Consider the following 12,588-nt stretch of genomic DNA (forward strand, 5'->3'; position numbering starts at 1 on the left):
TATCGTATCTCGTATCTCGTATCTCGTATCTCGTATCTCGTATCTCGTATCTCGTATCTCGTATCTCGTATCTCGTATCTCGTATCTCGTACTATGATTACCATAAAATAAAAGCCCCGCAAGCTTTCACTTGCGGGGCTTTAAAACTAATTAGATTCTAAAAACAATTACTTGTTTTCTTTCTCTTCTTTAGCTTTTGCGATTACTTCTTCAGCAACGTTTGCTGGACATGGTGCGTAGTGTGCGAATTCCATAGAGAATTGACCACGACCAGAAGTAATTGTACGTAGGTGACCGATGTAACCAAACATTTCTGATAGAGGTACGTCAGCTTTAATACGTACGCCAGTAGCACCAGCTTGTTGGTCTTTGATCATACCACGACGACGGTTAAGGTCACCGATTACATCACCAACGTGATCTTCTGGAGTGAACACGTCAACGTTCATGATTGGCTCAAGAAGTTGCGCGCCAGCTTTTGGCATAGATTGACGGAATGCGCCTTTCGCTGCGATTTCGAATGCGATCGCAGACGAGTCAACTGCGTGGAAGCCACCGTCGAATAGTTCAACTTCAACGTCTAGAGTTGGGAAGCCAGCAAGAACACCGTTATCCATCATAGACTCGAAGCCTTTCTCTACTGCAGGCCAGAATTCTTTAGGTACGTTACCACCAACAACTGTTGAAGAGAACGTGAAGCCAGAGTTTGGCTCACCTGGTTTGATGCGGTAGTCGATCTTACCGAACTGACCTGAACCACCAGATTGCTTCTTGTGCGTGTAGCTATCTTCAATCGCTTGAGTGATAGTTTCACGGTAAGCTACTTGTGGAGCACCTACAGTTAGCTCAACGCCGTATGTACGCTTAAGGATGTCTACCTTGATGTCTAGGTGAAGTTCACCCATACCTTTCAGGATAGTTTCACCTGAATCTTCGTCAGTCTCAACTTGGAAAGATGGATCTTCTGCAACCATCTTACCGATAGCGATACCCATCTTCTCAGTAGAACCTTTATCTTTAGGCGCTACAGCGATAGAGATTACTGGTTCTGGGAAGATCATTGGCTCTAGAGTACATTCGTGCTTCGGATCACATAGAGTGTGACCAGTTTGAACGTTCTTCATACCAACAACTGCGATGATGTCACCAGCTTGAGCTTCAGTTAGCTCGTTACGGTCATCAGCTTGCATCTCAACCATACGGCCGATACGCTCAGTCTTACCAGTTGCAGCGTTAAGGATAGTATCACCCTTCTTCATGCGACCAGAGTAGATACGGATGAACGTTAGTGCACCGAAACGGTCGTCCATGATCTTAAATGCTAGAGCACGTAGTGGCTCATCTGCAGATACAGTTGCAACTTCACCAGTTGGTTCGCCAGTCTCTTTATCAGTTAGAGGCTGTGGATCAACTTCAGTTGGAGATGGTAGGTAATCTACAACAGCGTCTAGTACTAGCTGAACACCCTTGTTCTTAAATGCAGAACCACAGAATGTTGGGAAGAATGCTAGGTCACGAGTACCTTTACGGATACAACGCTTGATGTCTTCGATAGAAGGCTCTTCACCTTCCATGTAAGCTTCCATTAGATCATCGTCTTGCTCAACAGCAGTTTCGATTAGCTCTTCACGGTATTGCTCAACATCATCAACCATGTCAGCTGGGATGTCTTGGATTTCGTAGTTTTCTGGAAGACCAGAGTCGTCCCATACGTAAGCTTTACGGCTTAGTAGGTCTACAACACCAACGAAGTCGTCTTCACGACCGATTGGTAGAACCATAACTAGTGGGTTTGCACCTAGAACGTTTTTAACTTGGTCAACAACGTTGTAGAAGTCTGCGCCCATACGGTCTAGTTTGTTAACGAAGATCAGACGAGATACTTCTGATTCGTTAGCGTAACGCCAGTTAGTTTCTGATTGTGGTTCAACACCACCAGAACCACAGAATACACCAACACCGCCATCAAGAACTTTAAGAGAACGGTATACTTCAACTGTGAAGTCAACGTGTCCAGGAGTATCGATAACGTTTAGACGGTGACCGTTCCAGAAACAGCTTACAGCTGCTGATTGGATAGTAATACCGCGCTCAGCTTCCTGTTCCATGAAGTCAGTCGTTGATTCGCCGTCATGTACTTCACCAGTCTTGTGGATTTGACCAGTTAGCTTAAGGATACGCTCAGTGGTAGTTGTTTTACCCGCATCAACGTGCGCGAAAATACCAATGTTTCTGTATTTCGATAAATCTGCCATTGTCTTACTCTGTTAATAGGATATAAAATGCGCGCAGAGTATATCACAATCTGTGAAGACTGATAGCTTTGCATGCATTTGAGACTAAAAAACTTTTGCCTTTCCACAATAAGAAAGGAAAAGTGCTCTGTAGAAACAACCTAAGCGGTTGTTAATTTTAATATTGGGCTCGCAGAAAGACGATTAGCAAACCCAATTTGATTTGCTGCTGTATAGATTAGCCTAACTTAGCTTTATTACAACTCATCAAAAGCACTAATTGCTTCTGACAGCTTTTTCACTCCGTGGATTTGCATCCCTGGAATACCGCCCTTAGGCATATTGGCCGCTGGCACGATCGCTTTTTTAAAGCCGTGTTTGAAGGCTTCGTTTAGACGCTCTTGTCCACTTGGAACCGGTCTAATCTCCCCAGCCAAGCCAACTTCACCAAACACGACCACATCTTTAGGCAGTGCTCTGTCTCTAAAACTAGACAACAGTGCCATCACTAATGCTAGGTCAGCACTGGTTTCGGTTACTTTAACACCACCGACGACATTCACAAACACATCTTGGTCGGCCATTTGCAGTCCACCGTGTTTATGCAGCACGGCGAGTAATAAAGAAAGACGGTTTTGCTCTAAGCCTACAGCGACACGGCGAGGGTTTGCCAGCTGTGAATAATCCACCAGCGCTTGAATCTCGACGAGAAGTGGACGTGTACCTTCCCAGACCACCATCACTGAACTACCTGACGTTTCTTCTTCACCACGAGAAAGGAAAATAGCCGAAGGGTTGGAGACCTCTTTAAGCCCCTGCCCTGTCATCGCAAATACACCCAGCTCATTTACCGCACCAAAACGGTTCTTATGGCTGCGCAGCGTTCTAAAGCGGCTATCAGTGCCACCATCTAGCAGTACCGAACAGTCAATGATGTGCTCTAGAACTTTCGGCCCCGCCAGCGTGCCATCTTTAGTTACGTGACCAACAAGGAAAATAGCCACATTATTCTGCTTAGCAAAACGAGTCAGTGCGGTTGCTGACTCACGTACCTGAGCCACACTGCCCGGCGATGACTGAACATCGGCGACGTGCATAACCTGAATCGAGTCGATGACCATGATCTTCGGTTGCTCTTTCTCCGCAACCTGACAGATCTTATCAACGTTAGTTTCCGACAACATTTTCAGATGCTCTTTCGGTAGCCCTAGACGCGAGGCGCGCATCGCCACCTGCTGCAACGATTCCTCACCTGTGACATATAAGGTCGGAAGCTGTGAAGAGAGCAGACACATCGTCTGTAATAATAGAGTCGACTTACCCGCACCTGGGTTACCACCGATAAGAATCGCCGCACCCGGCACCACACCACCACCAAGAACGCGGTCGAGCTCTTTAAAGCCACTGCTAAATCTTGGTACTTCTTGCAGATCGATCTCTGAAAGGGTTTGAACACTCGATTCTGTTGCACTACCCGCGTAACCGGTAAGCCTCTCATTACGTGCAACCTGAGGTGATGCAGCAAGCCTTACCTCTGTGATTGTGTTCCAAGCTCCGCATGCATTACATTGCCCCTGCCAGCGCGGGAAGTCTGCGCCACAGTCATTACATACATAAGCTCGTTTTGCCTTAGCCATAAAACCTCAATAATTTACTTCGTTACACGATGATGTTGTCAAATTGTGATGTCGTTGTCCGTACGGATTAAAATAATCGTTGCAGTCGTACCAGTTATACTTAAAGATCGATTTAAACTAGTCGATAACATAAGTGCACTATCCATTCTAACAATAAAAGTATGCAGCAATCTGAAATTCTATCTGTAGCAGAGCGACTCATCCCAGCCTATCACGCTGAGGATTTCGATTTCCTTCTATCACAAATGACAGAGGGCGAATCCCCGTCTCTGAAATTGCTCGTTAAAATGGAACTGAATCGTATCATGGCGCCGTGTACCAAGAGTATCGATTTACGCGGCCGTATCGACGACGAATGTCACCAGTTTACCCTAGATGGGCGTAAACACTGGCTTGATGATATCGCACTTAATGCCTATCAGCGCGGCACAAAGAAGTTTCGCGGCTACACTGAAGGCGTTTGGGAGATGGTCATGTCTCCGCGAACTCAGCCAGTCAGCAACCAAATCAATACCACTCAGCAAGAAGACAACGGCATCACCAGTGCCAATAGTCCTTATGAAGCGGAACCTATTAACCTTGGTTATGATTTAAAACGTCAAGAGAACCGCCTAAAAGTTGCGTCACAAGTCGAGATAACAACCTCAAAAGGCCAAGTGCTGCATGGTGTGACTGTGGATATATCGCCATCAGGTGGGAAATTCAAGGTGCCAAGCGCATTCAAGTATAGCCTTGGCGAAGTGGTTGGCGTCAAATTTACTGAACTGGTCGAAAAGTCGAAAGAGCCGGGAGTCGATAAAACCACAGAGTTTCGAATTCTTGGTATCGACGACTCTTACGATAACAACGCTGTTAAGTTTTTAAGAACAGTACGCGTTTGCGACAGTAATATCGTAGGTCGTTTAATCGAAGAGTCACTTAACAGCAACAGCAAGAAGACTCAGCACGAAAACCAAGACCGAATCATTCGCACCCGCACTCGCGGAATCGAGCATACATACCTCAAGCACACCTGTAACTTGCCTCTCTTTTTTAGCGGTAGTGAGCTCAAGCTAGCTTTACTGACCGATAACAACCACCCTCTTTGGCAGTACTGGCATGATGAGCGTAACCAACAAGCTTTAGGTACGTTGTTTAATGAGCAACGTATGAACCAATTAGCGAAGCCAGGAGTGAAAGGCACGAGTAATGTTATCTACTCATTCACTCACGAGCACCAAAATAAGACGTTGTTCTACTCAATGATGTTGCCAGAAGCAACTCGCGAGCAACGCCAACTGTTCTGGCATATTGGTGCTAAGAGATCGAGCTGGAAAACCTTTAAGTTCTCTGTTTTTGAACTGTCCGAAGAAGAGCAACAAGCATTAGCTCAGCACTCGAAAGATCTCGCAAGAAGCTCAGAGCAATTGACCCACTGTGGTATCTTGCAAGAGATCGGTGCTGACGACAGTGCGGACGACTACCTGCTTACAGAAAAACCACGTATTGCCAGCAGTGAGCTGAATAAGTTCCGCCATGCTCGCACCGTTGTGGGTAATATTCAGAGCATCTACTTTGATTCTCAGTCTCGCCGCAAAGAGCCACGCTATCAGTTTAAGTCACCACTGCAGATCACTGCAGGCGATGGTGCAGCAGCGAACGGTCATACTCAGGATCTTTCCAAGCGTGGCTTAAGCATCACATTAGAGCAGCCATTGGTACTCAAGATCGACGATCCTGTAATCATCAATTTCAATGAGCTACAGCTCTATGATAAGAAGCTACCACTGAGCGCCGTACCTTACCGAGTGATCCGTGTTAGTCCGAACGGTAAGAATGTTCAGTTGGCGATCGATGAAACGGGCAAAACCATGCGTACCGTGGCCTTCCTTAATGGCCTCATTGATCATAACCAAAATAAACTGATCAAAAAGAAAGAGATACTACCGACTCACTCACTGTTGGAATCCCTCCACAATGTACTATTGAGTAAAATGGTCAGTAACCCGATCTTTATTGATAAGCCAAGTTCAAAACTACGCTGTAAGATCATTGGGGTTAACTTCCCACTCAATAACTACTTGAGCTTACTGGCGAAGCTTGGACACAACCATAAACTGTCATTAGAGCCGATATTTAAAGGGCACAGTAATACTCTATTAGCGGATCCGCTGAAGAAAATAGAGGGGGCTGGTCCAAAGCATCATGATGTTTACGTAGCAGCGGTTAAGTTTGGTGACAAGATTCAATCAGTACATACCAAGCTAAGCCGAGAGTTCAAATCGGTGAAAGAACGAATCATGTTCATCAAAAAAGCTCAGCATATGGGGGAGCTCTACGTTTTACGAGTATCAACAGCACCAGTTTTCGACCCACTGACCAGCCTGTTTCAATCTGATTTAGAGGCGATTGCTCGGATTAGTATGTACCAAGCGAAGAAACTCGAAAATGAAGTGACGGCCTTTATTGGTTATGGCGAAATGTGTGATATCACAGATGAAGTGCTGATCAGACTCGAGCTGACCAAGTAGCCGATCTACATCATTCAGCTATTAGCAAAACCCATTTAAAAAAGCAGGCTCTAAGGCCTGCTTTTTCTATCTATAAAGATGCTATGGCTTCACTTGCCAGCTGATTTTTTGATGCTTAGCCAATACACCAGAAAGAATACATAGCACGCCGCCCAACCCTGAGTAACGCACTGCAGACTGTGTCTGCTGCTCAACTTTCGGTTTCGCGTGATAAGCAATACCCAAACCTGCCGCTTTCATCATCACCAAGTCGTTAGCACCATCACCGACAGCCACCGTATTGTGCAGCTCAATCTCATGCTCGTCAGCCAGCTCAATCAGAATGTCAGCTTTGGTTTGCGCTGATACGACATCGCCCAACACTTGCCCTGTCAGCTTACCATTGACGATTTCCAAGGTGTTAGATTGCGCGTAATCGAGATTAAGAGTGTCTTTAAGGTAGTCAGAGAAATAAGTAAAGCCGCCTGATGCAATGGCCGTTTTCCAACCTAGCTTATTCAGTGTGTTAACCAGCTCTACCAAGTCTGGCATGAATGGTAGTGTACTGCGCACCTGCTCTAAGATAGCTTCATCGGCGTCTTTCAGTGCACCAACACGTTGACGAAGGCTCTGTTCAAAATCGAGTTCACCCTGCATTGCGCGCTCGGTAATATCGGATACCAGCTCACCCACACCCGCCAGTTTTGCAATCTCATCGATGCATTCAATTTGAATCGCTGTGGAGTCCATATCCATCACAATCAAACCCGGCTTCGATAAGTCTGGAACTTCGCTTAGGCAAGCGTAATCCAGTTTTAGACCCTGTAAGATCTCTTCATGCGCAGGAGTAAGTTGTCCAGACATCAGAGCAACTTCGTATTTGCCCACTTTCCAAGTGTCTAGAATGGTGTTGTAGAAGCCTGTGAAAAAGTCGATGTCATCGAAGGCTTGAGGAGAAAGATACTCACCAAACACGATCCAGTTTGCCTTTGATTTGGCCAGTTGAGAGGCGAATCGCGTCTCCGGGAGTCGAGTTAACAGTGTAGTATGCCTTTTGATAGGCAAGAGTTTCTGTGCGTCCATGTGTATGATTCCTAATTAACTTAGCTAGACGTTAACCTATTGCAATTTACATGTGCAAGTCTCAATATACCTTAATCATAACATTTGTTTATTTCAGGCGAGATGAATCATGAATGAATCGCTATTCTCATTACGCAATGCACTGCGTATCTTAGCGCTGATTTTATTAGCCGCTATGTTGGTGGTCACCATCAAAAATACCGTAGTGATCAGTAAGGGTAATGAGAAAATTCAAGCCAAACAGCTCGAAACTCTAACCAAGGTTCTGATCTCACAAGCGTCGCTGTCTGCGAGCAAAATGATCATTCAGCAAGACCAAGAACGCCTGCTAGAGCTTACCAATCAGCTATCTCAAGACCGACTGGTTTTTGATACCACAATCTACAACGCTGAAGGTATTCGTTTAGCATCGAGTGAAAAAGCGCTAACGGTTCGTGAAGTACTAGGGTTAGACACTCCTCTTTCTACAGCCAGTATCGGCAAACAACAGCTGGTTGAACCTATCTACTCTCCGGAAAACACCATCATAGGGTTTATCCGTGTGACTTTTGAGACAGGCCGAGTCACGGCTATCTCAGATCACCATTACCGCAAGAGTGACCGCTATATGATTGGTATGGTAGTGATGGGATTTGTGAGTGGTGTGCTGTTTATTCTATTAATCCTCAGACGCGGCAAGTCTAAGTCAGGCGAGAACCTGCTACTCAAGAACGTTAACTCTTAGTAGGCAAGCTTCAATACAACCAAACAATAAAAAGCCCCTACAGTCGAGACTGTAGGGGCTGTTTTCATTCAGCTCAAAGCATACTGAGGCTTTCGATTACTCGTCGTCGCCCAGCAGAACAGAGTCTAGTGCGATTACCATCATGTCATTGAAAGTCGTTTGACGCTCATCAGATGTGGTTTGCTCGCCTGTTTTAATGTGGTCTGAAACAGTACAGATAGTTAGTGCTTTCGCGCCGTACTCAGCACATACGCCGTAGATACCAGCCGCTTCCATCTCAACGCCAACGATGCCGTACTTGTCCATAACTTCAAACATTTCTGGATCTGGAGTGTAGAACAGCTCAGCTGAGAATAGGTTACCGACTTTTACGTCAACACCGCGCGCTTTTGCCGCGTCTTCAGCTGCACGAACCATTTTGTAGTCAGCAATTGCAGCAAAGTCATGACCTTTAAAGCGAATACGGTTCACTTTTGAATCTGTACAAGCGCCCATGCCGATAACAACATCGCGCACTTTAATATCTTCGCTAACCGCACCACAGCTGCCAACACGGATGATTTTCTTCACACCAAAGTCTTTAATAAGCTCTGTCGCGTAGATAGAGCACGATGGGATGCCCATACCGTGGCCCATCACAGAGATCTTACGACCTTTGTAAGTACCTGTGTAACCAAACATGTTGCGAACATCACACACCTGAACAACATCATCTAGGAATGTTTCTGCGATGTATTTAGCACGTAGCGGGTCACCCGGCATAAGAACAACGTCTGCGAATGCGCCCATTTCAGCATTAATATGTGGAGTTGCCATTGAAAATATCCTTTATCTCAAAACAAAAAAGAAGAGAGAGGCTACCCTCTCTCTTCAGTATACTTAAAAATTACAAAAAGCTTGTGCCGTAGCCCATTGGCGACGTACCGAAGTATGCTGCTAGCGTTTGGCCGATATCAGCAAATGTGTCACGACGACCTAGTGAGCCAGCAGGTACATTCTTACCGTAAACAATCACTGGGATGTGCTCACGAGTGTGGTCAGAACCAGGCCATGTTGGGTCACAACCGTGGTCAGCAGTTAGGATCAAGATGTCATCTTCTTGCATCATATCCATAACTTCGTGAATACGACCATCGAAGTACTCAAGTGCCGCTGCGTAACCCGCTACGTCACGACGGTGACCGTAAGCAGAGTCGAAATCTACAAAGTTAGTGAACACAATCGTGTTGTCACCCGCTTCTTTGATCGCGTCTTTGGTTGCTTCAAATAGGTCAGGAATACCTGTCGCTTTAGTCTTCTTAGTGATACCACAGCCAGCGTAGATATCAGAGATCTTACCGATTGAGTGAACCTCACCGTTTTTCTCTTCAACCAATTTTTGCAGGATCGTTGCTGATGGCGGCTCAACAGATAGATCGCGACGGTTACCGGTACGCTCAAACTGACCTTTACCCGCACCAACGAAAGGACGCGCGATAACACGACCAATGTTGTAATCTTCTAGCTCTTCACGAGCGATCTGACAAAGATCTAGCAGGTTTTGTAGACCAAATGTCTCTTCATGACATGCGATCTGGAATACTGAATCTGCAGAGGTGTAGAAGATAGGTAGGCCCGTCTTCATGTGCTCTTCACCTAGATCATCCAGTACTTGAGTACCCGATGCGTGACAGTTACCTAGGAAACCAGATAGGCCAGCACGCTCTAGAATGCGGTCAGTCAGCTCTTTAGGGAAGCTGTTCTCTTTATCCGTGAAGTAACCCCAATCAAAAAGAACAGGAACACCCGCAATTTCCCAGTGACCCGACGGTGTATCTTTACCAGAAGATAGCTCAGCTGCATGGCCGTAAGCACCGATGATTTCAGCGTCTGCATCCATACCAGGAGCAAAACGACCTGTTGACTCTTTATGAGCCATCGCAAGACCCAGTTTAGATAGGTTTGGCAGAGTCAGTGGACCTTGACGGTCAGCGTTATCCGCTAAGCCCTTATCACACTGATCAGCGATGTGACCCATAGTATCTGAACCTACATCACCAAATTTCTCAGCATCAGCCGTTGCGCCAATACCAAATGAGTCTAAGACTAAAATAAATGCTCTTTTCATTGCTATTTCCTTTAGCCCGCTCATTATCGAATAATTTTGGTGTGAGCAGGCTTTGTGTAATTTCTTAATTAAACGTCTTCTGAACGAATTTGACGGTAAACGTCCGGCGTTGCTGTGTATTCACCACCAACAGTAATCGCACTTTGAAGGGCTGTTGCCGCTTCTTGCCATTGCTCTTCGTTGCGTGCGTGAATAACCGCAAGAGGCTTGTCTTCGCTTGCCACTTCACCTAGACGGATGAAGTTATCGAAGCCAACTGCGTAATCGATGCTGTCAGTTGCAACGCGACGACCGCCACCCATGCCAACAACAGCCATACCGATTGCGCGCGTATCCATTGCTGATACAACGCCACTTTCAAGTGCGTATACTGGCTTGATGATTTCCGCTTTCTCTAAGTAGTTGTCGTAGTTTTCTACGAAGTCAGCTGGCCCACCTAGACCTGCAACCATCTTGCCGAAGCACTCTGCTGCTTTACCGTTATCCAGTACCGCCATTAGCTTCTCACGAGCCTCTTCAGAGTCTTTCGCAAGGTTGCCAAGCACGAGCATTTCAGCACATGAAGCTAGCGTGATCTCTAGAAGACGAGGGTTACGGTATTCACCCGTCAGGAATTGAACCGCTTCACGTACCTCTACTGCATTACCTGCAGAAGAAGCCAGAACTTGGTTCATGTCAGTTAGAATCGCTGTTGTCTTAGTACCTGCACCGTTTGCTACAGCAACGATAGATTTCGCCAACTCTTCAGACGCTTCGTAAGTTGGCATGAATGCACCAGAACCTACTTTTACATCCATTACTAGAGAATCTAGGCCAGCAGCCAACTTCTTAGAAAGGATTGAAGCTGTGATTAGCGAGATGTTATCTACAGTCGCAGTGATATCACGCGTCGCGTATACCCGCTTGTCCGCTGGAGCTAGATCACCTGTTTGACCGATGATTGCAACACCTGCGTCTTTGGTTACTTCACCAAACACTTCATTTGTCGGTGTGATGTTGTAGCCAGGGATAGATTCAAGCTTATCTAGGGTACCACCTGTGTGGCCAAGACCACGACCAGAGATCATAGGAACGAAACCACCACATGCTGCCACCATTGGGCCAAGCATTAGTGAAGTTACGTCACCTACACCACCTGTAGAGTGTTTATCAACGATAGGACCATCAAAGTTCATGTGGCTCCAATCGATAACCATACCTGAATCACGCATTGCACACGTTAGCGCAATACGCTCTGGCATTGTCATTTCGTTGAAGAAGATCGCCATTGCAAATGCGGCGATTTGGCCTTCAGAAACCGTGTTTTTAGCAACGCCCTGAATAAAGAAGTTGATCTCTTCAGCAGTCAGCACTTCGCCGTCACGTTTTCTGCGAATAATTTCTTGAGGTAGAAAAGTTGGAGTTTTGGTATTAGATACTTCAGACATTAGATTCCTCCCAACACTCATGATGAGTATGGTATGTAAGGTAAAGAGGTAATATGGAGCGGTAAAATCACCGCTCCATCAAACAGACAATTTAAGAATTAGTAAGCTGTTGGATCAGCTGTCTCGTCTGTTACTTCTAATGTGTTTAGTAGGTTAGTCAGTAGGCTTGATGCACCAAAACGGTAGTGCATGTTGTCAGCCCAATCTGCGCCTAGGATGTCATCAGCCATTGCTAGGTATTGTGCTGCATCTTCAGCAGTACGAACACCACCTGCAGGTTTGAAACCAACAGTCTTAGCTACGCCCATGTCACGGATCACTTCAAGCATCATGCGCGCGTACTCTGGAGTCGCGTTTACTGGCACTTTACCTGTTGAAGTTTTAATGAAGTCAGCGCCTGCTTTGATACAAATTTCAGATGCTTTCTTGATTAGTGCTTCTTCTTTAAGCTCACCAGTTTCGATGATTACTTTCAGTGTGATTTCGCCACATGCTTCTTTACACTGTTTAACTAGCTCGAAACCTACTTCTTCGTTGCCAGCGATTAGAGCGCGGTATGGGAATACTACGTCTACTTCGTCTGCACCGTAAGCTACTGCTGCTTTAGTTTCTGCAACTGCGATTTCGATGTCATCGTTACCATGAGGGAAGTTAGTTACAGTCGCAATACGTACTTCTGGAGTACCTTGCTCACGCAGTGCCTTCTTAGCTGCTGGGATAAAGCGAGGGTAAATACAGATTGCAGCTGTGTTGCCCACTGCAGTCTTCGCGTCGTGACAAAGCGCTACAACTTTTTCAGTTGTGTCGTCGTCATTTAGCGTAGTTAGGTCCATAAGTTTAAGTGCACGTAGAGCTGCTGCTTTTAAATCGCTCATTTCTATCTCCGA

General features: G+C 45.9%; 9 protein-coding genes. 2 read left to right on the plus strand and 7 right to left on the minus strand.

Going from position 1 to position 12,588, the window contains the following annotated elements:
• Positions 1–167 precede the first annotated feature (167 nt).
• Both fusA and radA read right to left on the minus strand, forming a co-directional pair.
• Positions 168–2,255 carry an elongation factor G gene (gene fusA / locus FIV04_RS11755; protein WP_150869204.1) on the minus strand — a complete coding sequence of 696 codons (2,088 nt, stop codon included), beginning with the start codon at positions 2,253–2,255 and terminating at the stop codon, positions 168–170.
• 236 nt (positions 2,256–2,491) lie between these two features.
• Entirely contained in the window at positions 2,492–3,871 is a 1,380-nt protein-coding gene (radA, locus tag FIV04_RS11760) for a DNA repair protein RadA (RefSeq protein ID WP_105025478.1), read from the minus strand.
• 161 nt (positions 3,872–4,032) lie between these two features.
• Here radA and FIV04_RS11765 point away from each other — a divergent pair, with 161 nt between their 5' ends.
• The gene (locus FIV04_RS11765) at positions 4,033–6,381 is read left to right on the plus strand and encodes a PilZ domain-containing protein (protein ID WP_152469228.1); all 2,349 of its coding nucleotides are present in this window, start codon (positions 4,033–4,035) and stop codon (positions 6,379–6,381) included.
• 81 nt (positions 6,382–6,462) lie between these two features.
• Here FIV04_RS11765 and serB read toward each other — a convergent pair whose 3' ends face one another.
• Positions 6,463–7,443, minus strand: coding sequence for a phosphoserine phosphatase (gene serB / locus FIV04_RS11770; protein WP_152469229.1), 981 nt, complete (start codon positions 7,441–7,443; stop codon positions 6,463–6,465).
• 109 nt (positions 7,444–7,552) lie between these two features.
• Between serB and FIV04_RS11775 the strand changes: the two genes are divergently transcribed.
• The gene (locus tag FIV04_RS11775) at positions 7,553–8,167 is read left to right on the plus strand and encodes a YtjB family periplasmic protein (protein ID WP_032551571.1); all 615 of its coding nucleotides are present in this window, start codon (positions 7,553–7,555) and stop codon (positions 8,165–8,167) included.
• 96 nt (positions 8,168–8,263) lie between these two features.
• Here the strand turns inward: FIV04_RS11775 and deoD are convergent, their stop codons facing one another.
• From deoD to deoC, 4 genes are all read right to left on the minus strand, one after another.
• A complete protein-coding gene (gene deoD / locus FIV04_RS11780; protein ID WP_032551570.1) occupies positions 8,264–8,983 on the minus strand; it encodes a purine-nucleoside phosphorylase in 720 nt (239 codons plus the stop codon).
• Positions 8,984–9,053: 70 nt separating this feature from the next.
• Positions 9,054–10,274, minus strand: a complete 1,221-nt coding sequence (locus FIV04_RS11785) for a phosphopentomutase (RefSeq protein ID WP_152469230.1) — start codon at positions 10,272–10,274, stop codon at positions 9,054–9,056.
• A gap of 68 nt (positions 10,275–10,342) precedes the next feature.
• Positions 10,343–11,701 carry a thymidine phosphorylase gene (gene deoA, locus FIV04_RS11790; protein WP_152469231.1) on the minus strand — a complete coding sequence of 453 codons (1,359 nt, stop codon included), beginning with the start codon at positions 11,699–11,701 and terminating at the stop codon, positions 10,343–10,345.
• A 98-nt stretch (positions 11,702–11,799) separates the two neighbouring features.
• Complete coding sequence (gene deoC, locus FIV04_RS11795; RefSeq protein WP_152469232.1) at positions 11,800–12,576, minus strand: deoxyribose-phosphate aldolase; 777 nt, start codon at positions 12,574–12,576, stop codon at positions 11,800–11,802.
• Positions 12,577–12,588: the final 12 nt, after the last annotated feature.

It is taken from the genome of Vibrio sp. THAF190c (assembly GCF_009363355.1).
Taxonomy (GTDB): domain Bacteria; phylum Pseudomonadota; class Gammaproteobacteria; order Enterobacterales; family Vibrionaceae; genus Vibrio; species Vibrio fortis_A.

Bases quoted from the DNA above. Each gene is read 5' to 3' on its own strand.
- fusA (WP_150869204.1), bottom strand. From the start codon at position 2,255: ATGGCAGATTTATCGAAATACAGAAACATTGGTATTTTCGCGCACGTT.
- radA (WP_105025478.1), bottom strand. From the start codon at position 3,871: ATGGCTAAGGCAAAACGAGCTTATGTATGTAATGACTGTGGCGCAGAC.
- FIV04_RS11765 (WP_152469228.1), top strand. From the start codon at position 4,033: ATGCAGCAATCTGAAATTCTATCTGTAGCAGAGCGACTCATCCCAGCC.
- serB (WP_152469229.1), bottom strand. From the start codon at position 7,443: ATGGACGCACAGAAACTCTTGCCTATCAAAAGGCATACTACACTGTTA.
- FIV04_RS11775 (WP_032551571.1), top strand. From the start codon at position 7,553: ATGAATGAATCGCTATTCTCATTACGCAATGCACTGCGTATCTTAGCG.
- deoD (WP_032551570.1), bottom strand. From the start codon at position 8,983: ATGGCAACTCCACATATTAATGCTGAAATGGGCGCATTCGCAGACGTT.
- FIV04_RS11785 (WP_152469230.1), bottom strand. From the start codon at position 10,274: ATGAAAAGAGCATTTATTTTAGTCTTAGACTCATTTGGTATTGGCGCA.
- deoA (WP_152469231.1), bottom strand. From the start codon at position 11,701: ATGTCTGAAGTATCTAATACCAAAACTCCAACTTTTCTACCTCAAGAA.
- deoC (WP_152469232.1), bottom strand. From the start codon at position 12,576: ATGAGCGATTTAAAAGCAGCAGCTCTACGTGCACTTAAACTTATGGAC.